Source organism: Polaribacter sp. SA4-10 (genome assembly GCF_002163835.1).
In the GTDB taxonomy this organism is placed as follows: Bacteria; Bacteroidota; Bacteroidia; order Flavobacteriales; family Flavobacteriaceae; genus Polaribacter.
This window is the reverse complement of record NZ_CP019331.1, coordinates 968935-994941: the sequence shown is the minus strand read 5'-3', so window position 1 is coordinate 994941 and position 26007 is coordinate 968935. Positions and strand designations below refer to the sequence as shown.

Annotated in this window: 23 protein-coding genes and 1 pseudogene; 10 read left to right on the top strand and 14 right to left on the bottom strand. The window is 29.6% G+C overall.

The features are described from left to right. The first annotated feature begins 484 nt into the window (after positions 1-484). Together BTO04_RS04555 and BTO04_RS04550 are read left to right on the top strand one after the other, a co-directional pair. Positions 485-1192: a hypothetical protein gene (locus BTO04_RS04555; protein WP_157662431.1), complete on the top strand. Its 708-nt coding sequence runs from the start codon at positions 485-487 to the stop codon at positions 1190-1192. Positions 1193-1206: 14 nt separating this feature from the next. Beyond that, positions 1207-2835 (top strand): hypothetical protein, encoded by a 1629-nt coding sequence (locus tag BTO04_RS04550; RefSeq protein WP_087563369.1) that lies wholly within the window; start codon positions 1207-1209, stop codon positions 2833-2835. 682 nt (positions 2836-3517) lie between these two features. Here BTO04_RS04550 and BTO04_RS04540 read toward each other — a convergent pair. From BTO04_RS04540 to BTO04_RS04530, 3 genes are read right to left on the bottom strand one after another with little or no spacing between them, the layout of a single operon-like run. Beyond that, positions 3518-4036: an OmpH family outer membrane protein gene (locus BTO04_RS04540; RefSeq protein ID WP_087563368.1), complete on the bottom strand. Its 519-nt coding sequence runs from the start codon at positions 4034-4036 to the stop codon at positions 3518-3520. A gap of 59 nt (positions 4037-4095) precedes the next feature. After that, entirely contained in the window at positions 4096-5013 is a 918-nt protein-coding gene (gene miaA, locus BTO04_RS04535; protein ID WP_087563367.1) for a tRNA (adenosine(37)-N6)-dimethylallyltransferase MiaA, read from the bottom strand. Between the two features lies 1 nt (position 5014). Continuing rightward, complete coding sequence (locus tag BTO04_RS04530) at positions 5015-5839, bottom strand: ion transporter (protein WP_087563366.1); 825 nt, start codon at positions 5837-5839, stop codon at positions 5015-5017. A 177-nt stretch (positions 5840-6016) separates the two neighbouring features. Between BTO04_RS04530 and BTO04_RS15590 the strand changes: the two genes are divergently transcribed. The 4 genes from BTO04_RS15590 to BTO04_RS04510 all read left to right on the top strand — a co-directional run bounded on the left by BTO04_RS15590 (position 6017) and on the right by BTO04_RS04510 (position 10899). Further along, a complete protein-coding gene (locus BTO04_RS15590) occupies positions 6017-6673 on the top strand; it encodes a DUF4331 family protein (RefSeq protein ID WP_087563365.1) in 657 nt (218 codons plus the stop codon). A 25-nt stretch (positions 6674-6698) separates the two neighbouring features. Continuing rightward, a complete protein-coding gene (locus BTO04_RS15585) occupies positions 6699-7265 on the top strand; it encodes a DUF4331 family protein (RefSeq protein WP_087563364.1) in 567 nt (188 codons plus the stop codon). Between the two features lie 84 nt (positions 7266-7349). Then, entirely contained in the window at positions 7350-8648 is a 1299-nt protein-coding gene (locus BTO04_RS04515; protein WP_087563363.1) for a lipopolysaccharide assembly protein LapB, read from the top strand. 19 nt (positions 8649-8667) lie between these two features. Beyond that, positions 8668-10899, top strand: coding sequence for a TonB-dependent receptor (locus tag BTO04_RS04510; RefSeq protein WP_087563362.1), 2232 nt, complete (start codon positions 8668-8670; stop codon positions 10897-10899). Between the two features lie 279 nt (positions 10900-11178). Here the strand turns inward: BTO04_RS04510 and BTO04_RS04505 are convergent, their stop codons facing one another. The 8 genes from BTO04_RS04505 to BTO04_RS04470 form a co-directional block, all read right to left on the bottom strand. Further along, positions 11179-11967 carry an anti-sigma factor gene (locus BTO04_RS04505; RefSeq protein ID WP_087563361.1) on the bottom strand — a complete coding sequence of 263 codons (789 nt, stop codon included), beginning with the start codon at positions 11965-11967 and terminating at the stop codon, positions 11179-11181. Positions 11968-11970: 3 nt separating this feature from the next. Next, positions 11971-12501: an RNA polymerase sigma factor gene (locus BTO04_RS04500; RefSeq protein ID WP_087563360.1), complete on the bottom strand. Its 531-nt coding sequence runs from the start codon at positions 12499-12501 to the stop codon at positions 11971-11973. Positions 12502-12735: 234 nt separating this feature from the next. Next, entirely contained in the window at positions 12736-13815 is a 1080-nt protein-coding gene (locus BTO04_RS04495; RefSeq protein ID WP_087563359.1) for an exonuclease domain-containing protein, read from the bottom strand. A 21-nt stretch (positions 13816-13836) separates the two neighbouring features. Beyond that, positions 13837-14499 (bottom strand): YggS family pyridoxal phosphate-dependent enzyme, encoded by a 663-nt coding sequence (locus BTO04_RS04490; RefSeq protein ID WP_087563358.1) that lies wholly within the window; start codon positions 14497-14499, stop codon positions 13837-13839. A 52-nt stretch (positions 14500-14551) separates the two neighbouring features. Beyond that, the gene (locus BTO04_RS04485) at positions 14552-15790 is read right to left on the bottom strand and encodes a DUF1015 domain-containing protein (protein WP_087563357.1); all 1239 of its coding nucleotides are present in this window, start codon (positions 15788-15790) and stop codon (positions 14552-14554) included. A 3-nt stretch (positions 15791-15793) separates the two neighbouring features. Beyond that, on the bottom strand, positions 15794-16744 hold the full coding sequence (locus tag BTO04_RS04480; RefSeq protein ID WP_087563356.1) for a D-2-hydroxyacid dehydrogenase: 951 nt from the start codon (positions 16742-16744) through the stop codon (positions 15794-15796). 79 nt (positions 16745-16823) lie between these two features. Continuing rightward, positions 16824-17891, bottom strand: a complete 1068-nt coding sequence (gene serC / locus BTO04_RS04475; RefSeq protein WP_087563355.1) for a 3-phosphoserine/phosphohydroxythreonine transaminase — start codon at positions 17889-17891, stop codon at positions 16824-16826. Between the two features lie 22 nt (positions 17892-17913). Continuing rightward, positions 17914-18975 carry an acyl-CoA reductase gene (locus BTO04_RS04470; protein WP_087563354.1) on the bottom strand — a complete coding sequence of 354 codons (1062 nt, stop codon included), beginning with the start codon at positions 18973-18975 and terminating at the stop codon, positions 17914-17916. A gap of 71 nt (positions 18976-19046) precedes the next feature. Between BTO04_RS04470 and BTO04_RS04465 the strand changes: the two genes are divergently transcribed. Together BTO04_RS04465 and ychF are read left to right on the top strand one after the other, a co-directional pair. Next, complete coding sequence (locus tag BTO04_RS04465) at positions 19047-19397, top strand: 4Fe-4S dicluster domain-containing protein (RefSeq protein ID WP_087565333.1); 351 nt, start codon at positions 19047-19049, stop codon at positions 19395-19397. Positions 19398-19509: 112 nt separating this feature from the next. Further along, positions 19510-20601 carry a redox-regulated ATPase YchF gene (gene ychF, locus BTO04_RS04460; protein WP_087563353.1) on the top strand — a complete coding sequence of 364 codons (1092 nt, stop codon included), beginning with the start codon at positions 19510-19512 and terminating at the stop codon, positions 20599-20601. Positions 20602-20769: 168 nt separating this feature from the next. On the opposite strand, the gene BTO04_RS04455 is transcribed toward ychF, so the two are convergent. From BTO04_RS04455 to BTO04_RS04445, 3 genes are all read right to left on the bottom strand, one after another. Next, complete coding sequence (locus BTO04_RS04455; RefSeq protein WP_087563352.1) at positions 20770-21459, bottom strand: T9SS type A sorting domain-containing protein; 690 nt, start codon at positions 21457-21459, stop codon at positions 20770-20772. Between the two features lie 283 nt (positions 21460-21742). Further along, positions 21743-22477 (bottom strand): T9SS type A sorting domain-containing protein, encoded by a 735-nt coding sequence (locus BTO04_RS04450; protein ID WP_087563351.1) that lies wholly within the window; start codon positions 22475-22477, stop codon positions 21743-21745. A 152-nt stretch (positions 22478-22629) separates the two neighbouring features. Continuing rightward, entirely contained in the window at positions 22630-23337 is a 708-nt protein-coding gene (locus tag BTO04_RS04445; protein ID WP_157662430.1) for a porin family protein, read from the bottom strand. A 1078-nt stretch (positions 23338-24415) separates the two neighbouring features. Between BTO04_RS04445 and BTO04_RS04435 the strand changes: the two are divergent. Further along, positions 24416-24655: pseudogene (locus BTO04_RS04435) on the top strand (DUF933 domain-containing protein); the annotation flags it as partial. A gap of 145 nt (positions 24656-24800) precedes the next feature. Beyond that, positions 24801-25988, top strand: coding sequence for a hypothetical protein (locus tag BTO04_RS04430; protein ID WP_087563348.1), 1188 nt, complete (start codon positions 24801-24803; stop codon positions 25986-25988). Positions 25989-26007 lie beyond the last annotated feature (19 nt).

Genomic DNA, 26007 nt, shown 5'->3' with positions numbered 1-26007 from the left:
AAGTATACGTATTTATGTATACTGTATATTTTTTTATTTTTCATTTTCTTTGAAGACTTAAAAACCGGAAACAAAGGTATTTTAACCTCAAAATTAATAAAAGAATAATAAAGGTAAGTGAATTTGTTTTGATTTGAGAAAACGAGTTAATATAAGCCAATTTTTTTTTTTTTTTTTTTTATTTAAAGCAACCATTATTGAGTGTTTTTTTTATATTAAATGAAAATTAAATTTATTAGTAGTAATAAAAAAATATCAACTAAAAAATTAAAGTAAAAACATAAAAAATTAGATTTATATACATTTTTAATGTTTTTTTAACATATTTACAATACATTTATAATCAATAAGCTGATATTATTTTGAAGTTTATCGATGGGTTATGGTATTTTACCGTTATAAAATGTCTATTGATAGTGAATATGTTTATATTTACATTCTTAAATAAAAAAAAAACTAAGAAACTAACCAAATTTATTAAACTATGAAGAAAATTATTTATCCTCTTTTACTGAGCTTATGCTTTGTATCGGTATCTATTGCACAAGAAACAATAGACTTATTGGATACAACAGAAGAAACAGAAGAAACAAAGGGAAGAATGAATGCCTTAGGAGTCTCGGCAGGATTCCCAGGTTTTGCTGTTGATTATTCTAGAAAGATTTCAGAACATTTTAGTGCCAAGGTAAGATACAATTTTTTTAAAATTGAAGATTATAAAGCAGGAGAATTAGATATTAGTGGCAATGCAGTGACTGGTATAGTATCTGCAGAATCTAGTACACTAGATCTGTTGATAGAAATGTTACCTTTTAAAAACTCTTCTTTTAAATTAGTTGGAGGTCTTGGTGTTATTAATAAGATGAAATTAGACATCTTGATGGAATATGAAGAATCCGTTACTTTTGGAGATGTTGTGCTTACAAAAGAAGATTATGGAAATTTAAACATTGGTTTTTCTTGGGAAAAAGTGGCGCCGTATTTAGGTTTTGGTTTTGGTAGAGCTGTACCAAAAGGAAAATTAGGTTTTGGTGTAGAGTTAGGTTACTATTATAGTCAATCTCCAAATATTTCTTTAGATGCAACTAAACTTTTAGCACCTACAGCAAGTCAAGAAGAAAAAGTACAACAAACATTTAAAACTTGGGAATTTATACCTTTGTTTCAATTTAGATTAGCATACGCATTTTAAAATAAAATAAAAACATGAAAAATACTTACAGAATAACAATAAAAAAAATTAAGAAAATTTTCTCTTTTGCTTTCTTAGCACTAACAGTTTTTATGGTTTCTTGTGAAATACCAACAGATCCAACAGGCATCATCGAATTAAGATTAGATACTAATGTCTTTACTCATAAAGGTTTTATAGCGATAACAGATTTAGCAGATCAGGATAATTTAGCGGGTACTGCATTAACAGCTAAAGTTATTACAGACGATTCTAGACCAAATTTTTTAGTTACTGAAGGAGGTTTTTTTAAGGATACTTGGGATATAAATGACGGTATCGCTGCCTTCGCCGTAAATCCAAGTTACAGAGGTTTTACTGAGCCTATAACTTTTAATTTGGAAATTTCTGGTAAAGATTATTTAACGAAAAATCTTGAAATAACGATTTCTCCAGCAGATTCTATAACAGAAATTAGAGCAACGTTTTTAAATATTAAAGAAGTGCCATCAGGTGTCGCAGTTGCACAACAAACGGCTGCACTTGCTAGTGGTGGCTCTAATACAGCAGCAATTACTGTAGCTACAGAAGCCTCTTCTACCAATACAGCGGCAGAAATAGTAGTACCTGCAGATAATTCTTTTTTAGATGCTAATGAATCTAAAATTACTTCCGGTGATTTAACGGCACAAGTTGTATATTTTGACGGTAACGATGAAGAGGCAAGTAGGTCTTCTATAAATGGTAACGCAAAATCTATCGTAGATGAAAATGGAGATACTTTAACAAATGCTATTATAAAGCCAGTGGCAACAGCAGATATTAATATGTTTGTAGGAGCTACGGAAGTAAAGAAATTTGAAAAAGAAATAACGGTTTCTATGGATATTAGTGCGACTTATATAAACCCAAAGACAGGGCAAGCTGTAAAAGCTGGAGATGAATTTAGCATTTATTCTACAAGTGATAATGGAAATTGGGTATTTGAAAATAAAGCAGCAGTGATTTCTAGAAATGGTAAATTAGTGGTAGATTTACAAACAGATCATTTAAGTACGTTTACAATAGGTGCGGTTGTTACATTATGTAATAGCAAAAAAGCATATATTAATTTGGGAAGCAAAGGTGCTTATTTTGAAGCATCTTATGAAGCAGTATTTAAGGATGCTCAAGGTAATAAATTAGCAGAAGGTACCGCAGTAAAGAAAACGGTGTCTGGTGAAACTTTTTTAGAAATAAATAATGCTCCTTCGGTGCAAGCTACACTTACGCTTAATGGTACTGGAACATCTATGACTACTGATCTTATCGATTGGTGTTCAGGAAATGCTAATGTATCTCAAGGCACTTTAGACCAGGCAATACCAGATGGTGATACGGTTGAATTAAATATTTCAGCTAAATGTAGTGGTAGTTCTTCTATAGTGCCTAATCAGGTTAGAATGAAAATAGAATATGTATCAGGTTCTGGTGAGTATTCTGATGTAGGTTTGATAAAAGACGGTAAAATTTCAATTCCAGGTGTTACCTTAAATAAGCAATATAATTTACAATTATTTTATGATGGGAACTCTGGTAAGGGGACTTATACTTTTAATAAAACGGTAATGGATATCTTAAATTATCCATTACCAGGTAATGTTTGTGCAGAATTAGGTTTATAATATAAAGTAGGTTTTAATTACTTATGAATTAAATCGTAAAAAAAGAGTGGATGAAAATCTGCTCTTTTTTTTGTTTCTTACTATTATTAAAAATAAAGTTTTATTTTTAATTGAATAGATATCCATATTGTCTAAAATTTGTGGATGTTGAAATTACGTATAGATAGGTCTAAAAAGTAAATTTCAAAGTCCATTTAAAATTTCATTCCAACTTTAAAGTTTAAAACGCTACCGGTCATAAAATTCGGAACTCTAAATTGATTTTTAGAATATACATCTCTAACCCAAGTATTGGTAATTGAGTTTTGAATATCAAACAGATTAAAAAGCTTTAAACCCGCTTTAAATTATTTAAATTGAGAGAGTTGTGTTTATTTGCATCTGTAAAAACATAAGGAATACCCAAATCTACACGTTTATAGTCTCTTAAGCGTGCTTGAAATTTATACACATCTGTAAACGCAGGTGCGACTCAAGGAACTACTGTATTATAAACTAGATTCAAATTTAAATGGTTGTTTTTTGTGCAATTACAAAAGATGGTATTGGTACTAAAAAGAGTACAATATTTCTATTCGTTTAAATCATAATTAATCTTATGAATAATTTATATAAAAAAATAGCTTGAGAAAACTCAAGCCATTTTTTTTATGAAGTATTTTTAGGTATGTTTTTCAGAAAATTAGTTTTTCACTTCAGGAACTTTTATTCCTAATTTTTCAATAACACTATTTGTAATATCAAATTTTTCATCAATATAAGCAAATTCATTTCCTGTAAGCGTTAATATTTGAGTGTACCCATTTTCTTTTGAAATTGTTTCTATAGCAACACTTAATTTTTTATACAATGGTCGCATTAATTCATTTTGCCTCAATTGCATTAATTGAGTTCCATTTTTTTGATATTTATTAATATCAGCTTCTAGTTCACCTAATTCTTTTAAGTTTGTTTTCTTCATAAGCGGTCCAAGAGTTTCTTCTTCCTTTTTAAAAGTTTCAACTTTTGTTTGGTATTCTTTTACCTTAATAGAAAAAGAAGAATCTAATTTAGCACCATACTCTTGTGATTTTTTTAAAACAACTTGTCTTTCTGGCATTAACTGAATTATATATTCACTGTCTACAGTACCAACTTTAGATTGTGCAATAGAAATTGTGCTTAAAAAAGCAATAAAAATAAAAATAATTTTAGATTTCATGTTATAATTTTAGTGTGGCAAAGATATAAAAGTGAATGAATTATGAAAATCTGAAAGCTTTAAAAAGCGTTAATTTTATCAGAAATTTTAGAAATAATAGTATTTACATCAGTTTGATAGTCAAACCATACTGTTTCTTTATCTTTTTTAAACCAAGTTAACTGTCTTTTAGCAAAACGTCTTGTGTTTTTTTTAATTTCAGAAATTGCAAATTCTTTTGTAAAATCGCCATCAAAAAAAGAGAATAACTCTCTGTAGCCAACAGTTTGTAAGGCATTTAGATCTTTGTTTTGATGTAAGTTTTTAGCCTCTTTTAACAAGCCATTTTCTATCATACTATCTACACGTTTATTTATTCTTGTGTAAATAATTTCTCTATCGGTATTTAAACCAATTTTTATTGAAGTGAAATTTCTTGGCGTTTTAGGTTTGTTTTTAAAAGTGGAGTAGGGAGTTCCTGTTCCAATACAGATTTCTAAAGCTCTAATTACTCTTTTAGGATTATCAATTGTAATTGTATTGTACGTTTCAATATCTAATTCTTTTAATTTTTTTTGAAGAAATTCTAGACCTTCTTCCTCTAACTCTAAGGTTAATTGTTGTCTAATCTTTAGGTCAACTTTTGGAAAATAATTCAATCCTTTTAAAACGGCATCTACATACAATCCGCTTCCACCAACCATAATTTGAATTGGGTTTTCTAAGAAAAGTTCATCGAGTTTAGTTAGTGTATCTCTTTCAAATTCACCAACATTATAATCCTCAAAAATACTTCTATTTTGTATAAAGTGGTGTTTTGCAGCTGCTAATTCCTTTTCTTCAGGTACAGCAGTTCCAATCGTCATTTCTTTGTAAAATTGTCTAGAATCACAAGAAATTATATCCGACTTAAAATGTTTTGAAAGTTGAATACTTAAAGCGGTTTTACCAATTGCTGTTGGACCAACAATAGTAATTAAAAAATTTTTAGAATTCATTTTAATTTAATTTACTTCCGCAATTATAACAGAATTCTGCGCCATCTTTATGGCCTTCAGCTGCGCAATGTGAACAAGACTGTGTATTAATATCTATTGAATTAGAATTGTTTTTTGTTATTTCTGAACTAACAATACCCGTTGGAATAGCAATAATACCATACCCCAAAATCATAATAATACTTGCAATAAACTGACCAAAAGGTGTATGTGGTGCAATGTCTCCATAACCAACTGTGGTCATTGTTACAATTGCCCAATAAACACTTCTAGGGATACTTGTAAACCCGTTTTCAGCACCCTCTATCATGTACATAATGGTCCCTAAAATTACACATAGAATAATTACAAAAAATAAGAAAACTAGAATTTTTGCTCTACTTGCTTTTAATGAAATTAGTAATTTATTAGATGCTCCTATATATCTTGCCAATTTTAAAATTCTAAAAACCCTTAATAACCTTAGTGCTCTTAAAGCTGCAAAATGATGTGAACCAATAAAAAATAATGAAAGATATTTAGGTATGGTAGATAGTAAATCTATAATACCATAAAAGCTAAAAATATACTTTAGAGGCTTTTTTATAGAAACAACCCTTAAAATATATTCTATTGAAAAAAGGATGGTAATAATCCATTCAGAAATATTTAAGAAATTATGATATTTATTATCTAAATGCTCTACACTTTCTAACATTACCAACAATATACTAGCAAGAATAGCTACTAATAAAATAACATCAAATAATTTTCCAGCTCTTGTATCTGCTTCATAAATAATTTCATGAAGTCTCTCTTTCCAGGATGTTTTTAATTTTTCTTTCAAAAATATTTTTATTTTGTACAAAGGTATGGTATAAAAATTAATTTTTTTAATCAATTTTCCTCAATGTTTTAAAGGGTTTTTAAAAAATAAATAAAAAAAAGCAACTTTTATAAAACCGAAACTTCTTTTGTTGCGTAAGTATATGTGAGAATAATTTAAAAACTAAAAACACTCACCATGAAAAAAACAAAAATTTTATTAGTAGCCGGTTTATTATCAATAGCTGGTTTAATTTCAATTGCAGCAGATCATATTGATGCGCCTGCAGTTGCAGGAGGTTCTGCAGACATTACAGACTTTTATGCTTTCCAAGGAGAAGACACAAGTACAATTGCTTTTGTAGTAAATACGCAAGGTTTATTGTCTCCATCAGCAACTTCATCAGCAGCTTTTGATGAAGGTGTATTAATTGAGTTTAATATTGATACAAATGGCGATGCTGTTGAAGAATTAGTAATTCAAGCAATTGCTAGAGATGGCAAAATGTACTTTTTTGGGCCAGTTGCACCTAATGCAACAGGGTTAAACAGTACTATATTAGAAGATGCATCAATTACAGGAGTTGTAGAAATAAGTTCTTATGGAGCTGCAGCAATAACTTCTACAAACTCAGCTGGAATGAAGTTTTTTGCAGGCCCAAGAGATGATCCTTTCTTTATGGACTTTGCACAATACGGAGAAATTATTGCAGGTAATGCAACAGCTTTTAATAGCCCTGGAGCAGATACATTTGCAGGATCAAATGTAATGTCTATAGTAGTTGAAGTACCAAAATCTTTGATAGGTGGTTCTGGTTCTATAAATACTTGGGTAGAAGCAAAAAACAAACAATAATTATAAACTTATAAAATAAACGATTATGAAATTAAATATATTAAAATATACAGCACTAGTTTTAATGTCATCATTTATACTAATTGGATGTAATAATAATGACGATACTATGGCACCAGTAGTAATAGAAGGACCAGATTATAGTGGTACTTATGCTCAAGCAGATCAAATGGGAAGACCTGCTGTAAATACAGTATTTGTATCTAGTGATAGTAAGGACATGTTTAACACAACAATTCCTTCTGAACAAGGAGCAGCATTTAAAGCAATGTTTCAAGCTAATTTAGAAGGACTAAGTCCAGCTTTTAATAACGAAACTGATGCGAATGCTTTAGGTCTTACTTCAGATGCTTTTTCTGGTGTGTTAGCAACAGATGTTTTAACAGTTACCTTAGATGGCAAAACAACTTTTTTTGATGGTGAGAACGTATTAACAGGAAGAGCGCTTGCAGATGATGTAATTACTGTAGAGTTATTATTAATTTTTGGTGGAGAAGACTTTACTGAAAACCCTACATTATCTAATGATAATGTAGATGCAAATGACAAAGAATTTTCAACTTCTTTTCCTTATTTAGCATCTCCTTGGTAGAAAATTAAAATTAATAGAAAGTGCATTTACTCTTTAGATGTACTTTCTATTAAAATAAAATATCAACAATTAAAATTTTATCCCATGAAATATAGAACACAAATATTTTTTCTAATCTCTTTTGTTTTTTTAGTAAGTTGTTCACCTTCTTTAGAAAAAAACAAAATTACAAGTACCAAAGATTATGAAGGGTATTTAAAGTCTTCTGAAAACAATCAGTTGAAAACAGTACAAGCTGATTTTAATTTTTGGGAGTCAAAACTTAAAGAAACTCCTAATCAATACCCTTATAATGTAAAATTAGCGTCAAATTATAATACGCTTTTTAAAATTACAGGTAAAATAGATTTTTTAAAGAAAGCAGAAAAAAATTTGATTGTTGCTAATGAAAAAATCAATTATACAAATTCAGGTTATTTAAGAAGTTTAGCCAGAAATTATATTTCTCAACACCGTTTTAAGGAATCTTTAGCTTTGTTATTAAAAGCAGAAAAGCTTGGACAAAACTTAAAAGGAACTCAAAAAATGTTAATTGATGTATACTTAGAGCTAGGTAACTATGCAAAAGTAGAAAGTTATTTAACCGAAATAAGAGACATAAATGATTTTGATTATTTAATCAGAATTTCAAAATATAATGATCACTTAGGAAATCTAGAGGATGCAATTAATTATTTAGAAAAATCTTTAGCAATTGCAAAATCAAAAAAGAATGCATCTCTTTTAAAATGGAATTATACAAATTTAGCAGATTATTATGGACATGCAGGTAGGATTAAAGATTCGTATAATGCTTATTTAAAAGCGTTAGAAATTGATTCTAATGACGCTTATGCAAAAAAAGGAATTGCTTGGATTGTCTATTCTTATGAAAGAAACCCAGAAGAAGCATTAAGAATTTTAGATGAAGTTTCTAAAAAGAATGCATCACCAGATTATTATCTTTTAAAAGCAGAAATAGCAGAATTTATGAACGATGAAGAGAAGAAGGAGACTAATTTAGCCTTATATTTTTCTGCAATTGATACTGAAATGTATGGAGATATGTATAATAAATACAACTCAATTTTATTAGCTGATGATTTTAAAACCATAGATAAAGCTTTAGAAATTGCAAAAATTGAAGTTAAAAATAGACCAACAGCACAATCTTATGATTTGTTAGCATGGTCTTATTACAAAAAAGGCGATTATAAAAAAGCATTAGAAATTACAGAAAATCACGTAATTGGTCACACTTTTGAACCACAAGCTTTATTACATGCTGCTCATATTTTAAAAGTAAATGGCAAGGATTCTGAAACAATTAAACTAAAAGAAGAATTATTAGGAAGTATTTATGAATTAGGTCCATTGACTGAAAAAGAGATTCAAAATATTTAAAATAGTAAACTACCTAATAATGAAACCAACTATAATTACTTGCCTTTTTATGGCATTGTTCTGTACGCAAATTAAAGCACAAACATTAAAGGGAAGGGTTTTAGATTCTGATAATCAATTAATTGAAAATTCGTATGTGTATAATTCTACAACAAATTCACACACTCATACAGATGTAAATGGTAATTTTATTTTAGAAAAAACGTTTGTAGGAAATACTATAGAAGTAGGAATTTTAGGATTTAAGAAAATACAATTTATTGTTTCTGACACCAATTTTGGAGATCCAATAATAATAACTCTTGAAACGCAAGTTTTTCAATTAGAGGAACTCGTTTTAAGAAAAGAAATTAATGCGATTAACACAATTGCAATGATTGATTTAAAAGTGAATCCTGTAAAATCATCACAAGAAATTTTAAGAAAAGTTCCAGGATTATTTATTGGTCAGCATGCTGGAGGAGGAAAAGCAGAACAGATTTTTTTAAGAGGTTTTGATATTGATCACGGTACAGATTTAGCAATTTCTGTTGATGGAATGCCTGTAAATATGGTTTCTCATGCGCATGGACAAGGTTATAGTGACTTGCATTTTATTATTCCAGAAACGATTAAAAAGATAAACTTTGGTAAAGGTCCTTATTATTCTAATAAGGGAGATTTTGCAACGGCAGGTTTTGTCGATTTTTCAACAAAAACAAGTCTTAAAAATAATGAAATTTCTGTTGGTTTTGGAGACTTTAATTCCTTCAGAACTTTAGGAATGTTTAATATTTTAGAGGAAACAAAGAAGCAAGATGCTTATGTTGCACTAGAGTACATAGAAAATGATGGTCCTTTTGAGTCGCCACAAAGTTTTAACAGAATTAATATTTTTAGCAAATACAGCGCTTTTATAAACGGCACAGATAGAGTAACAGTTACGGCATCGCATTTTACAAGTAATTGGGACGCTTCTGGTCAAATTCCTCAAAGAGAAGTGGCTAATGGAAACATTTCTCGTTTTGGATCTATTGATGATACAGAAGGAGGATTTACTTCTAGAACAAATTTTAATGTTGAGTTTTTTAAAAGACTTGCAAACGAATCTATTTTAAAAACGAATATTTTTTATTCTAAATACGATTTTGAATTGTATTCAAATTTTACTTTTTATTTAGAGGATCCTATAAATGGAGATCAAATTAAACAAAAAGAAGACAGAAATATTTTTGGAATGAATGCTCAAATTATTTCTGATAAAACATATGGAGATATTGATGCTAAGTTTATTAAAGGAATTGGACTTAGGTATGATAATGTAGATGATATAGAGTTATCGCACACATTAAATAGAAGAGAAACTTTAGAAGAAATTCAATTAGGAAAAGTAGTACTAAGTAATTTTTATACATTTTTTAATTCTGAATTTGAAATTGGAGATTTTAAAATTTCTCCATCGGTAAGATTAGATTATTTCAAATTTATATATAATGATGACTTGCAAACCAATTACCAAACATTGTCAAAAACAAAAGCAATTGTCAATCCAAAATTAAACCTCTTATACAATCAAAATGATAATTTACAATGGTTTGTAAAATCAGGAATTGGTTTTCATTCTAATGATACAAGAGTTATTCTACAACAAGATGCAAGCAAAATTCTGCCAAGAGCTTATGGAATGGATTTTGGAAATATTTGGAAACCAGCAAAAAAATTGGTTTTAAATACAGCATTTTGGTATTTATTATCTGAAGAAGAATTGGTGTATGTTGGTGATGCAGGAGTTATTGAGCCTTCTGGAAAATCAGAAAGAGTTGGATTTGATTTAGGTTTGCGTTATCAATTAACTGATAAATTATTTTTTGATACAGATGCTACCTATACTAAAGCAAGAAGTTTAGAAAACATAGCTGGAGAAAATTATATTCCTTTAGCGCCAGATTTTACAATGTCTGGAGGATTATCATACACAAATACAAATGGATTTTCGGGAGCAATAAGATACCGTTTTATAGATGATAGACCAGCAAATGAAGACAATTCAATTGTTGCAGAAGGATATTTTGTGAGTGATTTAAATATAAACTACAAAGTAAAAAACATGAATTTTGGAATTGCTATTGAAAACTTATTTGATGTAGCATGGAATGAAACTCAATTTGCAACCGAATCAAGATTACAAAATGAAGTAGCTTCTGTAGAAGAAATTCATTTTACACCAGGATCTCCATTTTTTGCAAAAGCAACAATTAGCTATCAATTTTAAAATTGTTAATAGCCCCTAATATTTTAATTATTACCTATAAATTGTGGTGATTTTTAAGTTGAAGTGTCAGTCTTTACTTTGCTGACGCTTTTTTTCCTTTACCAACCTATTTACTTTAAATACTACTTTCTGTAAGAGGGGTCTAAAGATTTAGGAGACTCTTTTTTGAGTTGTTTAACTCCATTCTTATTATTCCATCTAGTAGTACAATGAAAAAGTGATGAAAAAAAATCCGTTAAAATTATTTAACGGATCTTTTTATGTTTGTTATGTCTTACTTTAAGCAGGTATTGTTCCTAATGTATATAATTGGTCTAATGAAGGAGTTTTACTTCCTCCAGCTGGTTCTAAAGTGATTCCCCAAGCTTGTTCACCATCATTAGAATCAAACGTAAAAATCTTGTTTGTATCTGTGATAAAAGTATCTAAAGTTCCCATACTCGTTGGAGTTAATGGGTTTAATTTTAAAGACCAAACTTGGTATACTTTTCCTTTTGGTGGATCTGGTAACCCTTTTACATCTAAATAAATACTTTTTGTTTTCTTATCTAAATATACTTTAGCATATGCTTCTGGCGCAACCGTTTGTCCTTTAAGTGGAATAGAAATAATATCATTATCTCTAAAAATAGTTATTAATTTTTCTGCTTCAGCTAAGCTATTAGAAGATTTTTCTATCTGAAGTTCCATTTGTTGTCTTTCTCCAGTTAATTGGTTTTTTAAGGCGTTATTCTTATTTATAGACCAAATAAGTGTACTTCCAATTAAAATAGAAGCTGCCCAACCAGAATAATTAACCCAGTTATTTTTTCTATTAGTTAATGAAATCACTTTTGTTTCATCAAGTAAACTTAGTTTTGTTTTAATTTTCTTAAAAAAACCTTTGGCATCTTTTGATGTTAATGCGGCAGTTAAAGTAACAATTGAGTTTTCTATACCTTCAATTTCATTTAAAATTTCAGGGTGTTTCTTTATCATCTCATAAACTTCTTCATTTTCTTTATTAGAAAGTGATCCAGCTACGTACAACTCTAAAATTCCAGATTTTATGTATTCTTGTGCTTCCATAATTTATTCTCTAAGTTGTTTTCTTAGTTCATTAATACAGTTTCTATTTCTAGTTTTAATAGTTCCTAAAGGTATTTCTAAAGTTTCTGATACTTCTTTTTGAGTATAGCCTTTAAAATAGATAAGCTCTATTACTTCTTTACACTTTTTAGCTAATTTTGTTACAAACTCTTTTATTCCAATACCGTTAGTTTGAGAATCTAAACTTTCATTGTTCTCTAATATATCTACGAAATAATCTGCATTTTGGTTTTGTTTAGAATTTTTAAATGCTTTTGATCTTGTGTGGTCTATTGCAGAATTCCTTGCTATATTTAAAATCCAGGTAAAGAAACGGCCTTTTTTTGCAGAATATTTTTCTGAATTATTCCAAGCTTTAATAAATACATCTTGTACAATTTCTTCTGCAACATCATTATTTCTTACAATGTTGTTTATAATACCCAAAATGCTATTACTGTACATCATATATAACTTCTCAAAAGCTTTAGAATCTTTATTTTGAAATTGTGATATTAGTAATTCTGTTGACATAGTTTTTACGTAATTTGTGCTAATCTACCTTAATTAAATAGATTAAATAAGAATTTTTAGCTATAATAATTTGTTTGTAAAATTCTTATAAATATGAATATGCTTGAACAGAATATTCTTTTTTACTCGTGCTAAAACGTATAAAATTATTCCTATTTGAGAGGGCTTTTATTTTTGCGTAAAAATGATATTACAAATAAATAGTAGAAGTAGGGTTAGCTGTAACTTGTTTATTTACAAGCGAATAATTTTCTGAACTTTATTTTTGTTTAAATAATTTTTAACAATAGTTTTTGCTATTTCTTTATCTTCTAAAGGTGTAAGTATTGTTTTAAGTATGTCTATTTGGTTTTCTTGATACGCTAAATTGGTGTATCCAAAACCAAATACTTCATTATTTTGTATTAAAACAATAGCATGTTCTTCAATTTCTCTTCCTTTATCAATAATAATAAAGTCTTCATTATTAAAGTTCTGAGTAGTTATTTTGCGTTTCTTTTTAAAGTTATATTTAGGAGATAACGCTTCTAGTTCAACATCATATTTTAAACGTGTAAAAAGCTCATTTCCTGTTTTTTCAAAAGAAATAGTAGTTGCTCTATCTTGAACTTTAACGGCTCTTTTCGTTGTTTTTAAAAAGAGCTTATTTACTTCAGAGTTTATATTTTTTCCTCTTCCAATAAAAATAACTTTTCCTTCAGAATCATGAACATAAAAAACGCCTAAAACTTGAGGAATAGAGTCTATTAAGTTTTTTACTTTTTCTTTTTCTAATCTTTTGTCGTGGTATTTTATAGAACTCTGTATGATGGCCTTATTAATATCTTTTTCTAAAAGTAGTTTAAAAAGTTGTACAGTTGCCAACGCATCTCCAGAAGCTCTATGTCTATCTGTCATTGGTATTCCTAAAGCTCTAGTTAATTTACCTAAACTATAAGAAGGTTGATCTAAAATTAGTTTCTGACTTAATTCTACAGTACAAAGTGTATTTCTATCAAAATCAAAACCTAATCTACCGTATTCTGTGCTTAATATTCTGTAGTCAAATGAAGTATTATGAGCAACAAGTGTACAATCTTTAGTGATCTCTACAATCCTTTTTGCAACTTCATAAAATTTAGGCGCATTGCGCAACATGTTGTTGTTTATACCTGTAAGTTTAACAACAAATTCTTGAATAGGTATTTCAGGGTTCACTAAACTAATGAACTGATCTACAACTTCATGTCCGTCAAATTTATAGATAGCAATCTCTGTGATTCCTTCTTCATTAAATTTTCCTCCTGTGGTTTCAATATCTAAAATAGCGTACAAATTATCTTCTTTAGGGTAAAATTAAGGTTTATAATTACGATTGCCAAATATAGCGCTACCAACACGAATCATAGTACTACCATTTTCTATTGCTAGTTCATAGTCACCACTCATTCCCATTGATAAAATTTCTAAATTAGAATGTTTGCTTTTAAGAGCATCAAAAAAGTTTTTAAGTGCTGTAAATTCTTCAGTTAATTGATTTTTATCATCTGTAAAGGTTGCCATTCCCATAAAACCAACAATATTTATATTTTGTAGCTCGGCGAACTCTTCAGATTCTAAAATTGATGAAATTTCTTCAAAAGACAATCCAAATTTAGTTTCTTCTTTCGCAATTTTGGCTTGTAATAAACAATTAATAATTCTATTATTTTTTTTGGCTTGTTTGTTTATTTCTTTCAATGTTTTAAATCGATCAATACCATGAATTAAATCTACAAAATGAGCCATATACTTTACCTTATTACTTTGTAAATGACCAATCATATGCCATTTTATGTCTTTGGGTAATGCATCATATTTTTCAACCATTTCCTGAATCTTATTCTCACCAAAGATGCGCTGACCTGCATCATAAGCTTCTTGTAAATCTTCAATAGGTTTTGTTTTAGAAACCGCTACTAAGCTTACATTATCAGGAATTAACTTTTTTATGTCCTGTATTTTTTTTTGTATTTCCATGAAGTTTTCTTTTTAATTAAATAATCGAATAAGTTCTGAATTAAACGCTGCGTTAAAATTCATAAATAGTCAAAGCACTTCTTAGTTTTGGTTCGATATACGTTGTTTTTGGAGGCATTAATAGACCTGCGTCTACAATTTCTTTTAGCTCTTTTATGCTTGCTGGTAACATTCCGAAAGAGACTTTAAAGGCGCCAGAATCTACTTTTGTTTTCAGTTCTAAACTATCAGATTTATTTTGAGAATACACAATTTTAGAATCATTTCTTATATCATTGATACCTAATATGGGTTTCAATACGGTTGTATAAAGAATCTGAGCATCTAGTTTACTCAAAGCATCGGTAAAATTATAGAGAGATTTACGCAAGTACAACCCGTAAAATGCCCCGTCTAAATACATACTAAAATGATGCTTTTCTTGAGGCTTGTACAATTCTTGGTTCCAACGTTCGATTCTAAAAAAAGTATCTAATTCTATTAAAAACTCATCCGGAGTAAATCCATTTAAATCTTTTATAAAGCGATTAAATTCATGGATACTCAATTGGCTTTCCGGTAATAAATAACTCATGAAAAAGTTATAATCTTCGGTTCCTGTATGCTTGGGGTTTTCTTTAGCCAATCTTTCTGCCAATAAGCAAGAAGAGGTAGATCTGTGGTGCCCATCTGCAATATATAAGGTGTTTATTTCTTTAAATTCAGTAGTTATTTGCTCAATATCGCTGGGATCGTTTACAAGCCAGAGGGCATGTGAAATTTTATCTGTCGTAGAAAACTCATATTCTGCCCTTTCTTGTGTATATTTTTCAACAATAGCAGTAACCACATCATTGTCAGGATAGGTTAATAGCACAGGTTCTGCGTTAAAACCAGTATTTTTTAAATAGTTTTCAAATAATAACTCTCTTTTTCTAAGAGTCCCTTCGTGTTTTTTAATAATATTATTATGATAATCAGCAACAGAAGTTGCAGCAATTATTCCACAGAAAGATTTTGTTGGCGTTATTTTCTGATAAATATAAAAAGCGGGTGTCTCGTCTTGCGCAAATATTTCGTTTTCTTTAAACTCTAAATAGCGGTTATGCACCAATTTAAACCGCAATTCACCACTTAAATCTTGTTTATGGTATTTATAACCTGGATTAATTACATGTAAAAAGGTATACGGATTAAAAGCCAATTTAGAGTCCAGCATTTCAGGAGTATAAACCTCATATGATTTAGACGAAACCATAGCCACTTTATCTCTTGTTGCTCTAACTGCTTTAAAAGGTTTTATACTTGCCATAAACTATCTTAAAAGCTGAATGATTTGTTGTGCTAACTCTACTCCAATTCGTTCCTGTGCTTCTATTGTACTTGCTCCGATGTGCGGTGTTAAAGAGATTTCTGGATTCATTAAAAGTTGAACAGCAGGTGTAGGTTCTGTTTCAAAAACATCTAAACCAGCAAATTGCACTTTACCACTTTGTATTGCTTTTACTAAATCTACTTCATGTAAAATACCACCTCTAGCTGTATTTACAAGTCCAACACCATCTTTCATTTTTTCGATTTCCTTTGCTGTTATAAGGTAGTCGTCTTGTTCTGAGACATGTAAAGTAATAAAATCTGCTTCTTTTAACAATTCTTCTTTTGGAATAGTATCAATATGTATTGTTACTTTCTGTCCGTTAAAAAAATCTATAGAAATAGGAGCACTTTTAATAACTGCGTCTGTTGCAATTACATTCATTCCTATTCCTAAACCAATTTTTGCAACTTCTTGGCCAACTCTTCCAAAACCAATAATTCCTAAAGTTTTACCACGTAATTCAATTCCAGATGAATAGGCTTTTTTCAATTCTTTAAAACGAGAATCTCCTTCTAAAGGCATTTCTCTGTTAGAAGAATGTAAAAAACGAGCCATTCCAAAAAGATGTGCAAAAACTAATTCTGCAACAGAATTAGAAGAAGCTGCAGGCGTATTTATTACATGTAAACCATTGTCTATTGCGTAATCTACATCAATATTATCCATGTCAACTCCGCCACAACCAATTAATTTTATACTTGGGCAAGCTTCAATTAATTCTTGTCTAACTTGTGTATTACTTCTTACTAAAAGGGCATCTATAGAATTTGTATTAATATAATTTTCTAATTGATTTTGTGCAACCATTGTAGTTATTACTTCAAATCCTCCTTTTTCTAAAGCATCAATTCCGCTTTGAGAAATTCCATCGTTTGCTAATATTTTCATTCTTATTTTTATTCAAAAATTTAATAATTGAAAGTTTAAATTTTAAACTTTCATATTTTTTCTTCACTTTACTAAAGAATTAAGCTTGCGCTCTTTCTAATGCTTTCATTACATCAACTAATGTTTGAACGCTATATAAAGGCAAAGCATTGTACATACTAGCTCTATAACCACCAACACTTCTGTGGCCGTTTATACCGCTAATTCCAGCTTCAGTCCACATTTTATCAAACGTATCTTTTAAACTTTTATCTGTTAAAACAAAAGTAGCATTCATTGTACTTCTGTCTTCTCTTGCAACAATTCCTTTAAAAAGCGGATTTCTATCAATTTCAGTATATAAAAGTGCCGCTTTTTTGTTGTTTACTTCTTCAATAAACGGAATTCCACCTAAATCTTTTAACCATTGCAATGTTAACATAGAAACATAAACAGCAAAAACAGAAGGTGTATTATACATACTGTCTTTATCTATATGAATTTGATAATCTAACATAGAAGGGATGTGTCTTTCAACTTTTCCTAAAATATCTTCTTTTATAATTACTAAAGTTGCGCCTGCAGGACCCATATTTTTTTGAGCACCAGCATAAATTAAATCGAATTTAGAAAAATCTAATTGACGAGAAAAAATATCTGAACTCATATCACAAACTAAAGAAACATTCGTTTCCGGAAATTCTTTCATTTGTGTTCCTGCAACGGTATTATTACTTGTACAGTGAAAATAATCTGCGTCTGTAGGAATTTCATATCCTTTAGGAATATAATTGTATTTTTTGTCTTTAGAAGAAGCAACTTCTACTAATTTACCAAAATGTTTTGCTTCTATAATGGCTTTATCAGCCCAAGTTCCTGTATTTAAATACGCTGCTTTTTTATTTAATAAATTATAAGCAACCATTAAGAACTCTAAACTTGCACCCCCTTGTAAAAACAGTGCTTTGTACCCTTTATTCTCTAGACCAAGTAATTCTAAAGCTAAATTCCTCGCTTTTTCCATAACAGCTACAAAAGAGTTACTTCTGTGAGAAATTTCTATTAAAGATAAATCATCATTATTAAAATTGATGATTGCGGCTGAAGCTTGTTGCAATACTTCTTGTGGTAAAATACAAGGACCTGCGCTAAAGTTGTGCTTTTTCATTATAAATGTTGTTACCTGTTGTTTAAATTTTTGATAAAAAATCTAATGTGTTAATTCCGTCTGCATAATCTGCCAATTCAGGGTTTTGTGTTTCTCCAAAAGCGATTTCATTTTCTATAAATCCTTTAGAAACGATACATTGAATTTTTTCTTTTTCTAGATGTAATTTTATTTTTAAATCTATTTCATTCTCATAATATTCATAAAAAACGGTAGCAATAGGAGAGGAGTAACTTGCATCTTCTTTTATCATTAAAAATCCGTTTTCTAATAAATCAAATTCGCTCATTAAATATACCGCCTTGTTATAATCGTAGTTATTTGCATATTTGGCATTGTTAATGATTTCTTTTTTGATGTACATTCCTGTAAAGAAAGCATCAAAATTATACCCTTTTGGTACGTATAATTTAGAAACACTTCTACAACCTAAACCAAAATATTGAAAAACATCATCAGCTAATTTTTCTAAATCCGCTTCAGACTCTTTTCCTGTTAAAACAGCAACAGAATTTCTGCTTTTTCTAATAATATTTGGCTTATTTTTAAAATAATATTCAAAATAACGCGCTGTATTATTACTTCCGGTAGCAATAACGGCATCAAAGTCTTCTAACTTTTCTTCCGTAAAAGTGATTTTTTCTTTAAAACTAGGATAAACGTATTCTAAATACTTACCTAAAAAAGGTAAAATATGTTTGTCATTAGAAGATTGTTTCACTACTACAGAATGACCAGAAATAAGTACCGATAAAAAATCATGAAAACCAACTAAAGGAATATTTCCTGCCATAACAATAGCCACCTTTTTAGGTTTTATTGATGTGAGATCTTCATTTTTAATCAAGTTATCTAAATTGTTAGTTGTTAGTGATTTAGACCAGCTTTCTAGCGAGAAAAAAATGTTCTCTTTTGTAAACCAAGAGTTGTTTTCTTGGGCAACTTTTAATTGATGTTTAAATCCATCAAAAAATAAATCATTGAATTCTGCAGTCTCTTTTTTTTCAATTTTATCTGCTGAAAACTGACTTAAAAAATGGCCTAATTTTACAAAAGCAGCAATTCTATTTTGAATACTATTCATTTATTTTGGTTGTCTATAATTTTGGCTTTATTTTTGCAATTGCAAATGTACAAAAAACAGTAAAGAAAATTATGGCAATTATAATAACAGATGAATGTATAAATTGTGGAGCTTGTGAACCTGAGTGTCCAAATACAGCAATTTATGAAGGCGCAGATGATTGGAAATATTCACAAGGTACAGATTTAAAAGGAAATGTAGTTTTACCAAATGGTAAAGCTGTAGATTCTAATGAGGATCAAGAACCCGTTTCAGATGAAATTTATTTCATTGTTGCAGATAAGTGTACAGAATGTAAAGGTTTTCATGACGAGCCTCAATGTGCAGCAGTTTGTCCTGTAGATTGTTGTGTGCCAGATGATGATAATGTAGAAACAGAAGAAGAGTTGTTAGAAAAACAACGTTTTATGCATAACGAATAATAAAAAATAGTATCCTATTTAAAAATCCTGCTTTTAGCGGGATTTTTTGTTTTTATAACAGATTGATTTTTGAAGTAAATCAGTTATATTTGCACTCGCAAAATTTATTTACATGAAAGCTGGAATTGTAGGATTACCAAACGTAGGAAAATCAACTTTATTTAACTGTTTATCAAATGCAAAAGCGCAAAGTGCAAACTTTCCTTTTTGTACAATAGAACCTAATTTAGGCGTTGTAAATGTGCCGGATAAGAGAATTGAGAAATTAGAAGAATTGGTAAACCCAGAAAGAGTTTTACCTGCAACTGTAGAGATTGTAGATATTGCTGGTCTTGTTAAAGGAGCAAGTAAAGGAGAAGGTTTAGGAAATCAGTTTTTAGCAAATATTAGAGAAACAGATGCACTTTTACATGTAATTCGTTGTTTTGATAATGATAACATTATTCATGTAGATGAGTCTGTAGATCCTGTTAGAGATAAAGAAACGATTGATATTGAATTGCAATTAAAAGATTTAGAAACTGTTGAAAAACGTTTAGAGCGCGTAAAAAGAACTGCAAAAACAGGGAATAAAGAAGCGCAAGCAGAATTGGTTGTTTTATTAAGAATTGAAGAAACGTTACTTAAAGGAGTTTCTGTAAGAACACTCGACTTTTCTGAAAAAGAAATGGAGTTTGTACAAGTATTACAATTTATCACATTAAAACCTGTATTATATGTTTGTAATGTTGATGAAGATGCTGCCGTTTCTGGAAATGATTATGTAGAAAGAATAAGAGAAGCTGTAAAAGATGAAAACGCAGAAGTTATTGTGTTAGCAGTGGGTACAGAAGCAGATATTACAGAATTAGAAGATTATGAAGAAAGACAAATGTTTTTGGCAGATATTGGCTTAGAAGAAGCTGGTGTTGCTAGATTAGTACGTTCTGCATATAAATTATTAAACTTACAAACGTATTTTACAGCAGGTGTAAAAGAAGTGAGAGCTTGGACAATTCCTGTTGGATCTACTGCGCCACAGGCTGCTGGTGTAATTCATACCGATTTTGAAAAAGGTTTTATTAGAGCAGAAACGATTGCTTACGAAGATTACGTTGCTTTTGGTTCTGAAGCGAAAGTAAAAGAAGCTGGTAAAATGAGAGTAGAGGGTAAGGAATATATTGTTAAAGATGGTGATGTAATGCACTTTCGTTTTAACGTGTAAAAGCAATTATAAAAAGTTAAATGCTGACATAAGCTCAGAATAAAAAAATCTCAATGTAAATTCATTGAGATTTTTTGTTTAATATCGTTTTATATTTAAAAATTAATTTTTTCGCTAACGTTTTAGCTAAGCTCCGTTTCAATGCAGTTTAGGTGGTGTTAGCAAACATTATTTTTTTAATATCGTTGTGTTTACTACGTCATTATTTTGGTTAAAAACCCTCACTAGATATACGCCAGATTGATATTCACTAATATTTAATGCATATGTTTTAGAATTTAAATCCTTTTTAAATAGTAGCCTACCTGTCATACTAAATAGTTCTATTTTTAAAAGTTGACCTTTCTCTAAGCTTATATTTACTAAATCATTTGATGGATTTGGATATACACTTGCAATGGTAGGTTCTATATCATCGGTACCTAGGGTATTTGTTACATCTACACCTGTATTACCATGAACAAACTCCCATCTTCCTGTAAAAACATCTGGAATAACTTCTGTTATTTTCCAATACAATTGGTCTTCTATCAAACATGAAATTTCAGCAGCGTCATTTGATAAAAGTGCAGTAACATTCATGATGTCTGTAATTGGAATGTTGTGAGAAAATTGATAAAAGTTTTCATCTACTAAAGTGTTTTCAGCAACAATGTTACCTTGTGAATCTTTAATCTCCCAAGCAATAACATTGTATTCACTAGGTGAAGTCAAGTAACCTCCAGGATGATATATATTGACCATATTCGTGTCAGAACCTACATTAACTATTAAGTTCATCGTGTCGCAACTAACTTGTGCCTGTGTTGTTTGAGTTAGCCCTAAAAGAATAACTAGTGCAAATAGAATTTTTTTCATAAGGGGTAAATTTAGTTTATATTAAGTATAAAATTATATTAATTTAATTTTAATTGCATTGTAGCAACAATAAAATCTTCCGCTTTCAAATCGCTTACATGTTTTTGGGGAAACTCAAATGCCTTTTTTTATGTTTACTAATGAGTTTTTATAAGATTAGTTTTGTGATTTAAATACTAAATTTAGTAAATAAATTACAGATAAAAAGTCCACAAGGACTTTTGTAAGTAGGCTAGAAACTAGCAGTTAATTTTATACGGTATTCGTAAATGTTTTAGTTAGTTTAACTCTTTATAAATTTTAATGCATTAGCATTTTCTAATTTTAAGAAATAGACCCCACTAGTTAAGTTTTCAATATTAATATTTTCATTATCAGTTATAATTCCACTACTTACTTCTTTTCCTAACATATTATAAATTTTATAGTATTGAGGTTTAATTAAGTTGTAAATTTTAATAAAACTTTCTGCAGGATTAGGGAATATAAATGTTGTTGCGTCTTCATTATATTCATTAATACTTAAAGAAGTTTCTGAAATTGCGACAGTAAAAGAAAAATCGTGATCTGGATATTCAGTATTAGTGTTTTGCCAAATTGAACCACCAGAATACTCATCGTTTATGCCCCCATAAACAGAGACATTATCAACAGGAAATTCAAATGTATACTGTGAATTTTTGGATAGGGCTAAATTTCCAGTCAAAGTAATTCTAATAGGATCACCTATTTGAGAAATCGTTATTTCTTCGTATTGTTGCGTATGTATAGGTGTACCACTTACGCCATTACCTGAATATATGTTAAGTGTTCCAGCAGAAACAACTCCTGCTTCAGCAGAAAATAATTCTACGTATTCCAGATATCCATCGCATTCAGCAGTAAATCCCTGGCCCCAAAGAAAGACATTACCAAACTCTATGGTAAAAATTAGAGGGGAACTTGGAACATGATTTATACTGCATTGTGAATAGGATATTGATGATATTAATATAAATAGGATGTAAATTTTTTTCATACTTGTAATTTTTTTATTTTATTTCTATTTTGATTGATAATCTTTGCTAACGTATTAGTGCATGGTTAGTGTCGAATTTCGAAGTACTAACTTTCGGTTTAGCACTTGGTTTGTTAATTGAAAAAATTTTGGTATTTAGCATATAACCGCCATTAACTATACACCTTGTTATGTGCTGGTTTTCTGTTTTTTCCAAATCTATAACCAAGAGAAATACCTAAAACTCGATTTTTAATCTTAGTACCGCCATCTGTATGCGGTGAAATATTTGCTAAACCTAAAGTATAGGTTAAGCCAATCTGAATTGGATTTAGCTCTACCCCTGCTCCCATAGTTAAACCAAAATCCATTCTTTTTAAATCAGACTCATCTTCATTAGATCCCCATTCAATATCTTCTTCTGACGATTCAGTCTCATCGTCATAGCTACTTTCATACTTTGATTTACCGCTTAGTCCAACACCTAAATATGGCCCAAAAAGACCATAGATTTTTCCACTACCCATATCAAACGAAGCTTTAGCTGTTAGAGGAATATCTGGATATAGAAGGTTTAATTGTGATTCCTCCTTATAGGTTTCACCCGCAAATGTTTCTTCATAACTAGACTTAAGTCCTTTGGTTGATAATAACAAACCTGTTTCAAACGAAAACATTTCTGTTAATGGAAATTCTACAGTTGCACCTATATGAAAACCAGGTTTCATTTTAAAATCATCACTATAGGTTTCTTCGTTGTCTTTTGCGAGCATGTTTGATAAATTAAAACCTGCCTTTATTCCAAATTTTTGAGCATAAAGCGCATCTGTGGTCATCGTAATTGCAATAACTACTAAAAAAAGTTTAACTAAATTTCTCATATTTTTTTTATTTAAATTGTTCCTACTCATAAGGTTTTTCAGAATACACCCAGTTTTTTGAGTGGTTTCTAGATTCCACTTTCTCATTTCAATAACACTTTTTTTACTTTGGGATGTCAGTCCTTTGACTTTCACAGAAAGTCTTTGTTTGTAAACTTGCCCATAACCTGTTTATATGCAGATTTTCTGTCTGCTTACCTTTGTTTTTTACAGTATAAGCGGAAGTTTTATCCGTTTATGCACTGCCGTTTTTTCTATCAATTTTAAAAAATAAAGCATCAAAAGATGCTTTATTTTTTAAAACCTGTTGCTATAAATTTTGCTATAGCATTCCTTTTTTTTGTGGGGTACAATTTATTTTCAACAAACTCTTTCTTAAAAAGGTAGTTAAAATGAATAGCGCTACTTTTTTAAAAGCAGCACATTTTGTGGGGGGGAGGTTACTTTGTTTGCATGTGTTACCCGGTAACTTTCTGGCTAAAACATAAGCATCTACTGTAGTACCTTTAAAAAAAACTGAAGTTCTTTTCTAGGTGTTTTTTTTCTAATAAAATAGTTGGATATAGCAATTTATCTTCATTCAATTTAATAGCGTTAGCAATCTAAAACTTTTTATTGAATAACACAAATTACCAAAAAAAACGATTTGGTAAATCGTATTTTTTTGCTTTTTTGTTGTTCTTGTCTTCAAGGAGTTTAAATTTACGAGGACGCACAAGAATAATGCTGCAGTAAACGGTAATTTAGAGTGTGGACTTTCTTTAGTTGGCTATAACTAGCAATGAATTATACATGTTGTGAGCACACTTTTTTTATTTTTTTTAAAAAAAGTTCAATTTTTATTTGGAACAATCGTTCTGTTATTCTTATTTATAATTATCTTAAAATAGGTCAAGAGAGTGGTGAATGAAATACAACACTAGATTTAAAGTCCCTTGCAACTCTTTTTTACACATTATACAATGGTATTCGAGTTGTTTCCAAAACGCGTCCGAATAAAAAAGAAACATCTGATTCTATAAATATTGCCCTGTCATTGTTGGATTGACCAAAAGTGTGCTAACATGCTTGTATTTTTAATGTGGATGAAAGTGCTGCAGTTTCTGGAAATGATTATGTAGCAAGAATAAGAGAAGTTGTAAAAGATAAAAATGCAGAAGTTATTGTGTTAGTAGATGTTACAGAATTAGACGATTATGAAGAAAGACAAATGTTTTTGGCAGATATTGGTATAGAAGAAGCTGGTAAAATGAGAGTAGAGGGTAAGGAATATATTGTTAAAGATGGTGATGTAATGCACTTTCGTTTTAACGTGTAATTCTCTTTGAAAATAAATCATAAAAATCCCGATGAGAAATCATCGGGATTTTTTATTTATAAAAAAGTATCTTTAGGCGGTGAAAAGTGAAAAATGAAGCTTTAAATTTTAATATCTATTATAAAATTCAATAACACTACTAATTATGAAAAATTGTATACTTTTTATAGCATTTATTCTTCTAATAACTTCTTGTAGTAGTATCAAAAATACACAAGAGGATATTAGTAACGGAAATTACGACAGTGCAATTAATACTGCCGTTGACAACCTAAAAAGAAATAAAACTAAAAAAAAGAATCAGCCTTATATTTTACTTTTAGAGGAGGCTTTTACAAAAGCAACTGCGAAAGATTTAGCACGTATCAATTTTTTAAAAAAAGAGAACAACCCTGAAAAAATAGAAACTATTTTTGTTTTATATGAGAATTTGAAAAGAAGGCAAGAAATCTTAAAACCTTTGTTGCCATTATTTATTTTAGCAGAAAAAAGAAATGCTGTGTTTCAGTTTACTAATTATGACGATGAAATTATAGCAAATAAAAACCAACTGTCAGTATATTTATATTCAAAAGCAAAAAAACTTTTCAATGCAAATAATAAATTTGATTACAGAGCTGCTTATAACGATTTAGAGTATATAGAAAAGGTAAACCCTAACTTTAAAGATGTTCGTAATTTAATAGCTATTGCGCATGAAAGAGGAGTAGACTTTGTGTTGGTTTCTATGAAAAACCAAACGCAACAAGTACTTCCTAAAAGATTAGAAGAGGATGTATTAAACTTTAACACCTATGGATTAAATGAATTATGGACGGTTTATCATGGTGCGAAAGATGTAAAAATAACGTATGATTTTGGTTTGGAATTAAACTTGAGAAAAATTGAGGTTTCGCCAGAACAAGTTAGAGAAAAGGAATTTATCAAAGAAAAAGAGGTGAAAGATGGCTTTGAATATCTTTTAGATAAAAATGGAGATCAAGTTTTAGATGAGGAAGGAAATAAAATTAAGGTAGATAAGCTTGTAAGTGTCCGTTGTGAATTATACCAGTTTACACAATTTAAATCAGCAGAAGTAACAGGACAAGTAAAGTATATGAACTTAAGTTCAAAGCAAACGATACAAACATATCCAATAGTAAGTGCATTTGCGTTTCAGCACGCGTATGCAAACTTTAAAGGCGATAAAAGAGCCTTAGAATCGGCTTATATTGATTTAATTAGATTGCGTGTGGTTTCTTTTCCTACCAACGAACAAATGATCTATGACGCAGGCCAAGGTTTAAAACAAAAACTAAAAGCGATTATTACTCGAAATTCATTTCGAAATTAAAGGATAAAAAAAAATCCCA